Here is a 14,259-nt window from a genome sequence, read left to right as displayed (position 1 = left end):
GTGATCTTCTTCTCGAAGAAAACACCCCGTACCCGGACAATCAGCCCTGGAATCGATACTCTTCGAGCAGCCTTCGCCCGATGATCATTTTCTGGATCTCGGCGGTACCCTCGCCGATCAGCAACATCGGTGCCTCACGGTAGAGACGTTCGATCTCGTACTCCTTGGAGAAGCCGTAGCCGCCGTGGATCCGGAAGGCGTCCTCCACGACCTCCTTGCAGTACTCGGAGGCGAGGTACTTCGCCATCCCGGCCTCAAGGTCGTTTCGTTCCCCCGAGTCCTTTTTGCGTGCGGCATTGACCATCATGGCATGCGCGGCCTCGACCTTGGTGGCCATCTCCGCGAGCTTGAACTGGATGGCCTGGTGCTGGGCGATCGGCTTGCCGAAAGTGTGACGCTGCTGGGCGTACCGGACACCCAGCTCGAACGCACGCTGCGCGACACCACAGCCGCGGGCCGCCACGTTGACGCGGCCGACCTCGACTCCGTCCATCATTTGGTAAAAACCTCGGCCGGTGGCCCCGCCGAGCACCCGATTGGCCGGAATCCGGAGCCCGTCCATGATCAGTTCGGTGGTGTCGACGCCCTTGTAGCCCATCTTGTCGATCTTGCCCGGGATGGTGAGGCCGGGGCGGACCTCTCCGAAGCCGGGCTCCTTCTCGACCAGGAAGGTCGTCATCGACTTGTGGGGCGCGGTGCCCTCGGGGTGGCCTTCGTCACTTCGTACGAGGACGGCCACGAGGGACGACGTACCGCCGTTCGTCAGCCACATCTTCTGGCCGTTCAGGACGTACTCCTCGCCGTCCTTCACCGCCTTCGAGGTGATCGCCGACACGTCCGAGCCGAGCCCCGGCTCCGACATCGAGAACGCGCCCCGGATGTCGCCGGCCGCCATCCGCGGCAGGAAGTGCTCCTTCTGCTCCTGCGTGCCGTGCTGCTTGAGCATGTACGCCACGATGAAGTGCGTGTTGATGATCCCGGAGACGGACATCCAGCCGCGGGCGATCTCCTCGACGCACAGCGCGTACGTCAGGAGGGACTCGCCCAGGCCGCCGTACTCCTCGGGGATCATCAGGCCGAAGAGGCCGAGCTCCTTCAGGCCGTCGACGATCTGCTGGGGATACTCGTCGCGGTGCTCCAGCTCGGTGGCGACCGGGAGGATCTCCTTGTCCACGAAGTCGCGGACGGTGGAGAGGATCTCCTGCTGGACGTCGGTCAGACCGGCGGTCTGGGCGAGACGGGCCATGGCTACTTCTCCTGCTCCTTGAGCTCCGGGCGGCCCGGCTGCTCGCCGCCGCGCTCCTTGATGTACGTCTCGGTCGGCACCATCACCTTGCGGCGGAAAACGCACACCAGCGTGCCGTCCTGCTTGTAGCCCTTGGTCTCGACGTAGACGATCCCGCGGTCGTTCTTCGACTTCGAGGGCCACTTGTCGAGCACGGTCGTCTGGCCGTAGATCGTGTCGCCGTGGAAGGTCGGCGCCACGTGCTTGAGCGACTCGATCTCCAGGTTGGCGATCGCCTTGCCGGAGATGTCCGGCACGCTCATGCCCAGCAGCAGCGAGTAGATGTAGTTCCCGACCACCACGTTCTTGCCGAAGTCCGTCGTCTTCTCGGCGTAGTTCGTGTCCATGTGGAGCGGGTGGTGGTTCATGGTGAGGAGACAGAACAGGTGGTCGTCGTACTCCGTGACCGTCTTTCCGGGCCAGTGCTTGTACGTCGCCCCGACCTCGAACTCCTCGTACGTGCGTCCGAACTGCATCGCGCTCACGCCTCCGGGATCTCGAACTTCGACGTGCGCTGCATGCCGGCGGCCCGGCCCTTGCCGGAGATGACCAGGGCCATCTTGCGGCTGGCCTCGTCGATCATCTCGTCACCGAGCATCGCGGAGCCCTTCTTGCCACCCGCCTCGGACGTGTAGTAGTCGTACGCGTCCAGGATCAGCTCGGCGTGGTCGTAGTCCTCCTGCGACGGCGAGAAGATCTCGTTGGACGCCTCGACCTGGCCCGGGTGCAGCACCCACTTGCCGTCGAAGCCGAGGGCCGCGGCGCGCTGGGCGACCGCGCGGTAGCCGTCGATGTTGCGGATCTGGAGGTAGGGGCCGTCGATCGCCTGGAGGTTGTTGGCGCGGGCGGCCATCAGGATCTTCATCAGGATGTAGTGGTAGGCGTCCGCCGGGTAGCCGGGCGGCTGCTCGCCCACGACCAGCGACTTCATGTTGATGGACGCCATGAAGTCGGCCGGGCCGAAGATGATCGTCTCGACGCGCGGGGAGGCCTGCGCGATCTCGTTGACGTTGTTCAGGCCCTGGGCGTTCTCGATCTGCGCCTCGATGCCGATCTTGCCGACCTCGAAGCCCATGGTCTTCTCGATCTGGGTGAGCAGCAGGTCCAGCGCGACGACCTGCTGGGCCGTCTGCACCTTCGGCAGCATGATGCAGTCGAGGTTCTGGCCGGCGCCCTCGACGACGGTCACGACGTCACGGTACGTCCACTCGGTCGTCCAGTCGTTGACGCGGACCACGCGCGTCTTGCCGGTCCAGTCGCCCTCGTTGAGGAACTTCACGATGGTGTGCCGCGCCTCGGGCTTGGCGAGCGGCGCGCACGCGTCCTCCAGGTCCAGGAAGACCTGGTCCGCCGGGAGACCCTGCGCCTTCTCCAGGAAGCGGGGGTTCGAGCCGGGCACGGCCAGGCAGGAGCGCCGCGGGCGGAGCCGGTTGACAGCGGGAAGGTGTGCGGCGGAGCCGCTCGTTGGAGGGGTGGTGGCGGGCGACGGGCGGGCGGTCATGCGGGGACCTCCAGGGGGTCGAGCTTGTTCGCTTTCCGGATCTCGTCGACGATGCGGCCGATGATTCCGGTGATGTCGAAGTCCTTCGGGGTGAAGACCGCGGCCACTCCGGCTTCCCTGAGCTGCTCGGCGTCACCATTCGGGATGATGCCACCGGCGATCACGGGTATATCTGTGGCACCGGCCACACGGAGTCGTTCCAGGACGTCCGGGACCAGCTGGGCGTGCGAGCCGGACAGGATCGACAGGCCGACCGCGTGCACGTCCTCGGCGAGGGCCGCGTCCACGATCTGCTCGGGCGTCAGCCGGATGCCCTGGTACACCACTTCGAAGCCGGCGTCCCTGGCCCGCACCGCGATCTGCTCGGCGCCGTTGGAGTGCCCGTCAAGACCCGGCTTGCCCACGAGGAACCGCAGCTTGCCGGTGCCCAGGTCGCGTGCCGTGGCGTCCACCCTGGCGCGCACCTCGGCCAGCGCCGAGCCCGCCTCGACGGGCACGGCGACGGGAGCGGAGGAGACCCCGGTGGGCGCCCGGAACTCGCCGAACACCTCCCGCAGCGCGCCCGCCCACTCGCCGGTCGTGACCCCGGCGCGGGCGCACTCCAAGGTGGCCTCCATGAGGTTGCCGGTGCCCTTGGCGGCCTCCTTCAGCCGCTCCAGCGCCTTGCAGGGCCGCGGGTGATTGAACGGCGGCTGGTAGCGCGTGTCGCGCCAGTGGCCGATCGCCGCCACCACCCGGGCCTCGACCGCCGGGTCGACCGTCTGGATCGCGGTGTCCAGGTCGGCGGTGAGCGGGTTGGGCTCGGTCGTCTCGAAGATGTTGACGCCGACGATCTTCTCCTGCCCGGACTCGATCCGGCCCCGGCGCTCCGCGTGCGAGGAGACCAGCTGCGACTTGAGGTAGCCGGACTCGACGGCTGCCATCGCGCCGCCCATCTCCTGGATCCGGTCCATCTCGGCGAGGGAGTCCTCGACCAGCTGGGCGACCTTCGCCTCGATGACGTGCGAGCCCTCGAAGATGTCCTCGTACTCCAGCAGGTCGCTCTCATGGGCGAGCACCTGCTGGATGCGCAGCGACCACTGCTGGTCCCAGGGCCGGGGCAGGCCGAGCGCCTCGTTCCAGGCGGGGAGCTGCACGGCACGCGCGCGGGCGTCCTTCGACAGCGTCACGGCGAGCATCTCGAGGACGATCCGCTGGACGTTGTTCTCGGGCTGCGCCTCGGTCAGACCGAGCGAGTTGACCTGGACGCCGTAGCGGAAGCGCCGCTGCTTGGGGTCCTCGATGCCGTACCGCTCGCGGGTGACCTTGTCCCAGATGCGGCCGAACGCGCGCATCTTGCACATCTCCTCGACGAAGCGGACGCCCGCGTTCACGAAGAACGAGATGCGGGCGACGACATCGCCCATGCGCTCCTGCGGCACCTGGCCGCTGTCGCGGACGGCGTCGAGGACGGCGACGGCCGTGGACATCGCGTACGCGATCTCCTGGACCGGGGTGGCGCCCGCCTCCTGCAGGTGGTAGCTGCAGATGTTGATCGGGTTCCACTTCGGCATGTGGGAGACCGTGTAGGCGATCATGTCCGTCGTCAGCCGGAGGCTCGGCCCCGGCGGGAAGACGTGCGTCCCCCGGGACAGGTACTCCTTGACGATGTCGTTCTGGGTCGTGCCCTGGAGCTTGGTGATGTCGGCGCCCTGCTCCTCGGCGACGACCTGGTAGAGCGCCAGCAGCCACATGGCGGTGGCGTTGATCGTCATCGAGGTGTTCATCTGCTCCAGGGGGATGTCCTGGAACAGCCGGCGCATGTCACCGAGGTGCGAGACGGGTACGCCCACCCGGCCCACCTCGCCGCGGGCGAGGATGTGGTCGGGGTCGTAGCCGGTCTGCGTCGGCAGGTCGAACGCCACCGACAGGCCGGTCTGGCCCTTGTCGAGGTTGCGCCGGTACAGCTCGTTGGACGCCTCGGCCGTGGAGTGCCCGGCGTACGTGCGCATGAGCCACGGCCGGTCCTTCTCCCTCGGCGCCTGCGGCACGGAATCCCGTCCGCCGTCGGCGATCTGACGCTCAGTCATCTATGACCTCGGGTGTCTCAGATGTTGCGGAAGCGGTTGATGGCGTCGAGGTGCTTGGCGCGCATCTCCTCGTCGCGCACGCCCAGGCCTTCCTCGGGGGCCAGGCACAGGACGCCGACCTTGCCCTGGTGGAGGTTGCGGTGCACGTCGTAGGCGGCCTGGCCGGTCTCCTCCAGGGAGTAGACCTTCGACAGCGTCGGGTGGATCTTGCCCTTCGCGATCAGCCGGTTGGCCTCCCAGGCCTCGCGGTAGTTGGCGAAGTGCGAGCCGATGATCCGCTTCAGCGACATCCACAGGTAGCGGTTGTCGTACTCGTGGTTGTAGCCCGAGGTGGAGGCGCAGGTGACGATCGTGCCGCCCTTGCGGGTGACGTAGACCGAGGCGCCGAAGGTCTCGCGGCCCGGGTGCTCGAAGACGATGTCGACGTCCTCGCCGCCGGTCAGCTCGCGGATGCGCTTGCCGAAGCGCTTCCACTCCTTCGGGTCCTGCTCGTGCTCGTTCTTCCAGAACTTGTAGTCCTCGGCGTTGCGGTCGATGATCGCCTCGGCGCCCATCGACCGGCAGATCTCCGCCTTCTGGGGGCTGCTCACCACGCAGATCGGGTTGGCCCCGCCAGCAAGCGCGAACTGGGTGGCGTAGGAGCCGAGTCCGCCGCTCGCGCCCCAGATCAGCACGTTGTCGCCCTGCTTCATGCCGGCGCCGTTGCGGGAGACCAGCTGCCGGTAGGCGGTGGAGTTGACCAGGCCCGGGGCGGCGGCCTCCTCCCAGCTGAGGTGGTTCGGCTTCGGCATCAGCTGGTTGGACTTGACCAGCGCGATCTCGGCGAGCCCGCCGAAGTTGGTCTCGAAGCCCCAGATCCGCTGCTCGGGGTCGAGCATGGTGTCGTTGTGGCCGTCGGACGACTCCAGCTCCACGGACAGGCAGTGCGCGACGACCTCGTCCCCGGGCTTCCAGGCGTTGACGCCGGGGCCGGTGCGCAGGACCACGCCCGCGAGGTCGGAGCCGATGATGTGGTACGGCAGGTCGTGCCGCTTGGTCAGCTCGGAGAGCCGGCCGTAGCGCTCCAGGAACCCGAAGGTCGACAGCGGCTCGAAGATCGAGGTCCAGACCGAGTTGTAGTTGACGCTCGATGCCATGACGGCGACCAGGGCCTCGCCCGGGCCCAGCTCTGGCAGGGCCACCTCGTCGAGGTGGGTGGACTTGCGCGGGTCCTTGTCGCGGGTCTCCAGACCCGCGAACATCTCCGTCTCGTCCTTGTGCACGGTGATCGCGCGGTACGACTCCGGGAGGGGCAGGGCGGCGAAGTCGGCCGGCGTCGAGTCCGGCGACTGGATCGCGTCGAGAATGGCCTGAGTGGTCACGGTGTTGCCTCCGGCGGTGTGCGCCCCTTGAGGGAAGGGGTGCTGAGGGTTACGTCGGTGCTGCTGAGGGTTTTGGGAGGATGCCGTCGGTTCGGCGTGGGTGGTGCTGCGGCAGCGCTTTGTGGCGCGGGAGGTTGCCTGTGACGCAGGCGTCCGGCGGGCGGGCTGGTGGGCTCGCCGGGACAGGCCGGACACCCATCAACGTATGACACCGCGTGTCAGGTGGCAAGGCACTGAGTGCCAGAACTTGCTCTCAGATGAAATCTTTACGTAACAAATGAGCGATGATCGATCAAAGCTACCGGCCGGTAGGGTAAGGTGTCCCGACTTGCGGAGGTCGTCCGGATGTCAGAGCGGCTCGGCCGTCCGGTCCGAGCGGTGCCCGGCACGCAGTGCCATCGCGTGCGGCGGTCGGAACCGGCCCTGAGGGCCGATCGGGTGACGGGGGAGGCCTCCCCCTGGCTTGGCGGCGGGATTCTCACCGACCAGGCGTCGACGCGCCCCGAGAGGGGCGCGGGGCTGTGTCGATCTGCGGCTCCGCCGCGTGGGGTACGGCGTGCCACGACGATGCCGCACCCGCCGGCAGGGCACGTCGTGGCACCCCCTCAGGCGCTCAACGCTCCTTCAGCGCCTGCTCGATGGTGCGCATCACCTCGTCGAGCGGGGCGTCGGTCCGGGCCACCGTCACCAGCACCTCGCCCTGCGAGGCCACGGTGGCCGGCGCGGTGGACCGGGGCGGGGTCTCCCGGCCCGCCCCGATCCCCGTCCCGAACGTCTTCCGCACGATCGCGAAGGCGTGGTCCAGCTGCGCCTCCACGTCGCCCTGCCCGCCGGCCCGCAGCCAGCGCCGCAGCACGTGGTTGTGGGCGGTGACCACCGCCGACGCGGCGACCTCGGCCAGCAGCGGGTCGTCGTTCGCGTCGTCCGCGTGCGCGTGCTCGTCGAAATGACCGAGCAGATAGCGGGTGAAGAGGCGCTCGTAACGGGCCACCGAGGCGATCTCGGCCTCACGGAGGGTGGGCACCTCGCGGGTGAGCTTGTAGCGGGCGACCGAGATGTCCGGCCGGGCCGCGTACATCTTCATGACTTCCTTGATGCCACGGCACACGGTGTCGAGCGGGTGCTCGTGCGCGGGGGCCGCGTTGAGCACGGCCTCGGCACGGATCAGCGTGTCGTCGTGGTCCGGGAAGATGGCCTCTTCCTTGGAGCGGAAGTGGCGGAAGAAGGTGCGGCGGGCGACCCCGGCCGCGGCCGCGATCTCGTCGACGGTGGTCGCCTCGTAGCCCTTGGTCGCGAACAGCTCCATCGCGGCGGCCGCCAGTTCTCGGCGCATCTTGAGCCGCTGCGCGGCCGCGCGACTGCCCGCGGCACTTTCCGGCGCGTCGGGCGTGGCTGGTGTACGTGAGGACCTGGCGGGCTGGGGCATGACCCGAACGTACTGCATGTGCGCAGCTTGATGGGCATGTCCGGGGTTTCCCCCGCCTGTGAGGGGCGGGGGACCGCCGGGCCGGGCGGACGGGGGAGGGCTGTGCCGGGCGGGCGGGGGACGGCCGCCCGGGTCGAGCAGCCCGCCCCACTCCCGCTCGTCCGGGAACCAGTCGCCGGGGCCCTCAGCGGCGGGCATATTCGCGGAAGCCACGGCCGGTCTTGCGGCCGAGGCAGCCCGCGGCCACCAGATGCTCAAGCAGTGGCGCGGGCGCGAGGCCGGGGTCGCGGAACTCCCGGTGCAGGACCTTTTCGATCGCGAGCGAGACGTCCAGACCGACCACGTCCAGCAGCTCGAACGGGCCCATCGGGTAGCCGCCGCCGAGCTTCATCGCCGCGTCGATGTCGTCCAGCGAGGCGTAGTGCTCCTCGACCATCTTGATCGCGTTGTTGAGGTACGGGAACAGCAGCGCGTTCACGATGAACCCGGCCCGGTCACCGCAGTCGACGGCGTGCTTCCGGATGTTCGCGCAGACCTCGCGGACGGTCGCGTGGACGTCCTCGGCGGTCAGCACCGTACGGACGACCTCGACCAGCTTCATGGCCGGCGCCGGGTTGAAGAAGTGCATGCCGATCACGTCCTGGGGACGCGAGGTGGCCCGGGCGCAGGCCACGACCGGCAGTGAGGAGGTCGTGGTGGCCAGGACCGCGCCGGGCTTGCAGACCTTGTCCAGCGTCGCGAACAGCTGCCGCTTGATCTCCAGGTCCTCGGCGACCGCCTCGACGGCCAGGTCGACCTCGGCGAAGGCGTCGTACGAACCCGCCGCGGTGATCAGGTCCAGCGTCGCCGCCGCGGCCTCGGCGGTCATCCGCCCCTTGCCGACGGAGCGGTCCAGGGACTTGCCGATCCTGGCCTTCGCCGCCTGGGCCTTGTCCTCGCTGCGGGCGGCGAGGACGACCTGGTAGCCGGCCTTGGCGAAGACCTCGGCGATGCCGGAGGCCATGGTGCCGGAGCCGGCCACTCCGACCGAGCGGACCGTACGGCCCGTGGTGAGGGCGGCACCGTCCAGCGGGGTGAGCGCGTCCCGGACGACGGTGGCGCTGCCCGGGGCCTCGTAGGTGTAGAAGCCGCGCCCGGACTTGCGGCCGGTCAGGCCCGCCTCGCTGAGCTGCTTGAGGACGGGGGCCGGGGCGTGCAGCCGGTCGCGGGACTCGGCGTACATGGCCTCCAGGACGGTCCGCGCGGTGTCGATGCCGATCAGGTCGAGCAGGGCGAGCGGGCCCATCGGCAGGCCGCAGCCGAGCCGCATGGCCGCGTCGATGTCCTCGCGGGAGGCGTACTTGGCCTCGTACATCGCGGCGGCCTGGTTGAGGTAGCCGAACAGCAGCCCGTCCGCGACGAACCCGGGGCGGTCGCCGACCGCGACCGGTTCCTTGCCCAGTTCCAGTGCGAGGTCGGTGACCGCGGCGACCGCGCTCGGGGCGGTGAGCACCGAGGAGACGACCTCGACCAGCTTCATCGCCGGGGCCGGGTTGAAGAAGTGCAGGCCGAGGACGCGCTCGGGACGGGCCGAGTCGGCGGCCAGCCGGGTCACGGAGAGCGCGTTGGTACCGGTGGCCAGGATCGTCTCGGGGCGGACGATGCCGTCCAGCTCGCGGAAGATCTGGTGCTTGATCTCGTACGACTCCGGGACCACCTCGATGACGAGGTCGGCGTGGGCCGCGGCCGTGAGGTCGGTGCCGGTGCGGACCCGGGCGAGGACGTCGGTGCGCTCCTGCTCGGTCAGCCTGCCGCGGGCCACGGCACGGGCGGTGGAGGCCTCGAGGGCGGCGAGGGAGCCGGCGGCCTGGGTCTCGCTGACGTCGATGCCGATCACCTCGCGGCCGGCCTTCGCGAGGACCTCGGTGATACCGGTGCCCATGGTGCCGAGGCCGACGACGGCGACGGTCCTGAGCGGGGACAGGGAGGGGTCGGACTGGGGAGTGGCCATCGCGGGACTCCAGGAATGAGGGTGACGACTGGAAACGCCCCCCGGTGCGCCGAAGGGGCGCACCGGGTGCGGAAAGAGCTGCATGAGAGCTGCGTGAATGCGGGTGTTGCCGGGCTGCTGGCGCACACGCCCGGTGCCGTCGCCGCAGGCGCGCACACGCCTGGGAGCGGCTGATCCCGACCGGCCCTGTCCCGGAGCCGAGTCGTACGTCCGGTACGAGGTACCGAACCTGATGCTCACGACGGCTGCGTCACCAAACCGGAATGAGCGTGGGTGCGAGTGGGTGACCCGCTCGATTGAGCTTAACCGGCGGGTAACGAGCGCGCCAGCCCCCCGACTTTGTGATGTACGTCCCTCGGCTCCCGCAACCCCTCTACGCTGGGCTTCGTGGACGAAGAGTTGCGATCACTCACGGAGCGTCTCCGACAGGAGTCGCAGGGAACGGCCGCCTACGACCGGCTCCTGGCCACCGAGGACCACGACGAGTTGGCGGAGGTGCTCACCGCCGCCGGACAACCCCTGTGGGCCAGGGAGTTGGCGGCGTACCGCCTGGGGACGGCCGGCGACCGGCGCGCCTTCGAAACCCTGGTCCTCCTCCTGAACCACCGCGACCCACCCCGGTGCGCCTCCGCCGCGCACGCCCTGGCCACCCTGCGGGACCCGCGCACCGCCCGCGCGGCCGCCGCCCTCGCCACCAACGAACTCCGGGTCGCCTACGCCCTGCACCCGGTCCGTCTTCTGGTGGTGCTCCGCGCCCCGGAGTCCGTGCCCGCCCTCATCACCACCCTGGAGCGCCGGCTGCGCCCCCACGACCCCTACCGCAAGGTCGCCCTCGCCTGCGTGGAAGGCCTCGGCACCCTGGGCGACACCCGCGCCCGCCGCGTCCTGAGCGAGGCGCTGGCCCATCCCACCCTCGCCGAGGCCGCGGTCCAGGCCCTGGCCCACATCCCTAGGCCGAGGTGAGGTCGCGGTCCCTGACGTACCGCACCTCGGGCACGGGCACCCCGTCGACCTCGTACGGCTGCTCGGCGCCGTCGGGTCAGTCATGCGTCCATGGTGGACCATGGGTCTGACAACGCCCCCGACGGTCGGTCAGGACCGGTTCAGCCGCGGAACCCCAGCAGTCCGTGCAGGGTCGAGCCGCGGGACGACGTGGACGCCGCCTTCGTGCTCAGGGGCTTCGGGTCCGGGGTCTTCCGGCAGACCGCGTCGGCGGTGCCCTCGCCGTGCGGGACCCTGCCGTCGGTCAGGTAGGCGGCGAGGTAGTCGTCCAGGCAGGTGTTGCCGCTCAGCGTGATGCCGTGGTTGCCGCCGCCCTGTTCGACGACCAGGCTGGAGCCGGCCAGCAGCCGGTGGGCCGTGACGCCGCCCTGGTAGGGGGTGGCCGCGTCGTCCGTGGCCTGGAAGAGAAGGGCCGGCGGGAGCTTGCCGTTGGCGATGTTCGGAGGCTTCAGGTCGGACGTCGGCCAGGAGGTGCACGCCGCGTTGTACCAGGCGTTGTTCCAGACCATGAACGGCGCCTTCTCGTAGGCCGCCCAGTTGTCCTTGCGCCACTGGTTCCAGTCCCGCGGCCAGGAGGCGTCCCGGCACTGGACGGCCGCGTAGACGCTGTAGCCGTTCTCCCCCGTGGCGTCGACGGCGGCGAAGTTCCGGTACGCCTCGACCAGCGCCGCCGTCTTCTTGCCGTTGACGTAGGCGGAGAACGCCTCCGCCAGGTAGGGCCAGTAGCCGTTGTAGTAGCCGCCCGGGATGAAGGTGTCCTCCAGCTCGGCCGCGCCCACCTTGCCGCCCGCCGGCTTCTTCGCCAGCGCCGCCCGCATGGCGTACCACTTGGCCTCGACCTGCTTCGGGTCGGTGCCCAGCTTGTAGGTGGAGTCGAATTTCGCGATCCACGCCATCAGGGCGCGGTGGCGGTCGTTGAACGCGTAGTCCTGGCCCAGGTTGTCGTCGTACCAGACACCCGTCGGGTCCACGATCGAGTCCAGGACCAGGCGGTGGATCCGCTCCGGGTGCAGCTTCGCGTAGACGGCGCCCAGGTAGGTGCCGTACGAGTAGCCGAAGTAGCTGATCCGGTCGGCCCCGAGGGCCTGGCGGACGGAGTCCATGTCCTGGGCGGCGCTGACCGTGTCGAGGTACGGCAGCAGGCTCGCGTACTTCTTGCCGCAGGCCGCCGCGAACGACTGCACGCGCTTGAGGTTCGCCTGCTCCAGGGCCGGCGTGGCCGGCACCGAGTCGGGGCGCACCGGGGCGAAGTAGCCCGGCGCACAGTCGATCGCCGGGCTGCTCTTGCCCACGCCGCGTGGATCGAAGCCGATGACGTCGTACTGGGCCGCCACCTTCTTCGGCAGCGTGGAGGCGACGAAGCCCGCGAGGGTCAGCCCGCTGCCGCCGGGGCCGCCGGGGTTGACCAGCAGCGGGCCCTGGTACGTGGACGCGGTGTGCGGGACGCGGGAGAGGGCGAGCGTGATCTGCTTCCCGCCCGGGTTCCGGTGGTCGAGGGGCGCCTTGACGGTGCCGCACTGCAGCGTCGGATAGTCGGTGGTGCCGCACTTCTTCCAGGCCACCGAGGGCGCCTGGACGGCGGCGCGGGCGGTGGCGCCGGCGGGCAGGGCGGTGAACGACCCGGCCACGACAGCGGCGGCGGCGCACAGCACGGCTGCGCGTGTTCGCATGGGGTCCTCCCAGGACGGAGGTGTCGCGGACCGCACGTGCCACGGTCCTCGCCGCATCGTCCCGGGAACAGCACCCGGAAGAACCTGTTCTGACGATTATTGACCCAATTGGGCCGAGGGTTGCGCTCGAACGCTCCCAGCTGTGAACGCCTCGGTCGGGAACGCTCTCAGAGCAGCGTGAGCTGCGTCGGCTCCGGCAGCGCGGGCTCCTCCTCCGCCGTCGGTACCGGCATCCGGCGGGGGGTGCCGGCACGGTTCGGCCCGATGCCGTACTCCTCGGCCAGCTCGTGCACCTGACGGGTGATCCGGCGCTGGTACCACCTGGGCGCGTAGGCGCCCTCCGTGTACAGCCGCTCGTAGCGCCGGACCAGGTGCGGGTGGTGGGCCGCGAGCCAGCTCATGAACCACTCGCGGGCGCCGGGGCGCAGATGCAGCACCAGGGGGGTCACGGAGGTGGCCCCGGCGGCCGCGATCGCCCGCACGGTGGCCCGCAGTTGGGCCGGGTGGTCGCCCAGGAAGGGGATCACGGGCGCCATCAGGACCCCGCACCCGATACCGGCCTCGGCGAGGGCGCGCACGACGTCCAGGCGGCGCTCGGGGGCCGGGGTGCCCGGCTCCACGGTCCGCCACAGCTCGGGGTCGACGAAGCCGACCGAGACCGAGATGCCGACGTCCGTGACGTCCGCCGCCCGGCGCAGCAGGTCGAGGTCGCGCAGGATCAGGGTGCCCTTGGTGAGGATCGAGAACGGGTTCGCGTGCTCGGTGAGGGCGGAGATGATCCCCGGCATCAGCCGGTAGCGGCCCTCCGCGCGCTGGTAGCAGTCGACGTTGGTGCCCATCGCGATGTGGTCGCCCAGCCAGCGCCGTGAGCCCAGCTGGCGGCGGAGCAGATCGGGGGCGTTCACCTTGACCACGATCTGGGTGTCGAAGCCGATCCCGGTGTCGAGGTCCAGATAGCTGTGGGTCTTGCGGGCGAAGCAGTAGACGCACGCGTGCGAGCAGCCTCGGTAGGGGTTCACCGTCCATTCGAACGGCATCCGTGAGGCCCCCGGCACCCGGTTGATGATCGACCGTGCCCGCACCTCGTGGAACGTGATTCCCCGGAACTCAGGCGTGTCGAACGTGCGGGTCGTGACCGCGTCCGCGCCGAACAGCGCGGTGCCGGCCCGGCCGTGTTCGGCCTCCTCGGTGAGGTTCTCCCAGCGCATGACGCCTCCTCGGTAGCACTGCCCCCAGAATAGAACATCTGTTCCCATGATCGTGCGAACGATATGTGGAGACCGCGCGGACACCGTTTCCGACCGCTTCCGGCACCCCGATTTGGGCGGCCGGGCGCCGGGGTGGTTGGCTTGCCCCGATCCCCGAGAACCCAGGTGCTGGAGGAAGTCAATGGCGCAGGTCGAGGCCACTACGGAGCGGGTCGTCGCGGCGGACGCGGAGACGGTGTTCGACGCGCTCGCCGACTACAGCGGCACGCGCGCGAAGCTGCTGCCCCAGCACTTCAGCGAGTACGAGGTGCGCGAGGGCGGCGACGGCGAGGGCACCCTGGTCCACTGGAAGCTCCAGGCCACCAGCAAGCGCGTCCGCGACTGCCTCCTGGAGGTCAGCGAGCCCACCGACGGCGAACTGGTCGAGAAGGACCGCAACTCCTCCATGGTCACCACCTGGCGCGTCACCCCGGCCGGCGAGGGCGGCTCCAGGGTCGTGGTCCACACCACCTGGCAGGGGGCCGGCGGCATCGGCGGCTTCTTCGAGAAGACCTTCGCCCCCAAGGGCCTCGGCCGGATCTACGACGAGGTGCTCGACAGGCTCGCCACCGAGGTCGAGAAGTAGCCCTGCTCCACGGCGGTAGGTAACCGCCGGATGAACAGGGGGCGTTGAACCCCCTCACCGGTTCGAGTGGATCTCCAGCCCGACCGGTCTCGTGCCGTAACTCGTCGTGCTTGCCCACAGTT

Annotated in this window: 11 protein-coding genes; 2 read left to right on the top strand and 9 right to left on the bottom strand. The window is 69.7% G+C overall.

Annotation, left to right across the window (positions count from 1 at the left end; genetic code table 11):
* Positions 1 to 40: 40 nt before the first annotated feature.
* The 7 genes from AB0N16_RS00145 to AB0N16_RS00115 form a co-directional block, all read right to left on the bottom strand.
* Complete coding sequence (locus tag AB0N16_RS00145; RefSeq protein ID WP_365791407.1) at positions 41 to 1,246, bottom strand: acyl-CoA dehydrogenase family protein; 1,206 nt, start codon at positions 1,244 to 1,246, stop codon at positions 41 to 43.
* Between the two features lie 2 nt (positions 1,247 to 1,248).
* Positions 1,249 to 1,761, bottom strand: a complete 513-nt coding sequence (locus tag AB0N16_RS00140; RefSeq protein WP_030948303.1) for a MaoC family dehydratase — start codon at positions 1,759 to 1,761, stop codon at positions 1,249 to 1,251.
* A 5-nt stretch (positions 1,762 to 1,766) separates the two neighbouring features.
* A complete protein-coding gene (locus AB0N16_RS00135; RefSeq protein ID WP_365791405.1) occupies positions 1,767 to 2,786 on the bottom strand; it encodes a CoA ester lyase in 1,020 nt (339 codons plus the stop codon).
* Positions 2,783 to 4,855, bottom strand: a complete 2,073-nt coding sequence (locus AB0N16_RS00130; RefSeq protein ID WP_365791403.1) for a protein meaA — start codon at positions 4,853 to 4,855, stop codon at positions 2,783 to 2,785. Before AB0N16_RS00130 ends, AB0N16_RS00135 begins: the two co-directional genes overlap by 4 nt.
* Before the next feature lie 17 nt (positions 4,856 to 4,872).
* Positions 4,873 to 6,216 carry a crotonyl-CoA carboxylase/reductase gene (gene ccrA, locus AB0N16_RS00125; RefSeq protein WP_351698953.1) on the bottom strand — a complete coding sequence of 448 codons (1,344 nt, stop codon included), beginning with the start codon at positions 6,214 to 6,216 and terminating at the stop codon, positions 4,873 to 4,875.
* Between the two features lie 613 nt (positions 6,217 to 6,829).
* Entirely contained in the window at positions 6,830 to 7,660 is an 831-nt protein-coding gene (locus tag AB0N16_RS00120) for a TetR family transcriptional regulator (protein WP_365791400.1), read from the bottom strand.
* A 166-nt stretch (positions 7,661 to 7,826) separates the two neighbouring features.
* Positions 7,827 to 9,632, bottom strand: coding sequence for a 3-hydroxyacyl-CoA dehydrogenase family protein (locus AB0N16_RS00115; protein ID WP_365791398.1), 1,806 nt, complete (start codon positions 9,630 to 9,632; stop codon positions 7,827 to 7,829).
* Positions 9,633 to 10,019: 387 nt separating this feature from the next.
* Between AB0N16_RS00115 and AB0N16_RS00110 the strand changes: the two genes are divergently transcribed.
* Positions 10,020 to 10,595: an adenylosuccinate lyase gene (locus AB0N16_RS00110; RefSeq protein ID WP_365791396.1), complete on the top strand. Its 576-nt coding sequence runs from the start codon at positions 10,020 to 10,022 to the stop codon at positions 10,593 to 10,595.
* Positions 10,596 to 10,735: 140 nt separating this feature from the next.
* On the opposite strand, the gene AB0N16_RS00105 is transcribed toward AB0N16_RS00110, so the two are convergent.
* On the bottom strand, positions 10,736 to 12,304 hold the full coding sequence (locus AB0N16_RS00105) for an alpha/beta hydrolase (protein ID WP_365791394.1): 1,569 nt from the start codon (positions 12,302 to 12,304) through the stop codon (positions 10,736 to 10,738).
* Positions 12,305 to 12,471: 167 nt separating this feature from the next.
* Entirely contained in the window at positions 12,472 to 13,512 is a 1,041-nt protein-coding gene (locus tag AB0N16_RS00100) for an Rv2578c family radical SAM protein (RefSeq protein WP_365791392.1), read from the bottom strand.
* Between the two features lie 181 nt (positions 13,513 to 13,693).
* Here AB0N16_RS00100 and AB0N16_RS00095 point away from each other — a divergent pair, with 181 nt between their 5' ends.
* Entirely contained in the window at positions 13,694 to 14,137 is a 444-nt protein-coding gene (locus AB0N16_RS00095) for an SRPBCC family protein (protein WP_365791390.1), read from the top strand.
* The last annotated feature ends 122 nt before the right edge of the window (positions 14,138 to 14,259 follow it).

This window comes from Streptomyces sp. NPDC051105, assembly GCF_040682795.1.
Classification (GTDB): Bacteria; Actinomycetota; Actinomycetes; order Streptomycetales; family Streptomycetaceae; genus Streptomyces.
The sequence above is the reverse complement of the archived record's forward strand: the minus strand, read 5'-3'. Positions and strand labels throughout refer to the sequence as shown.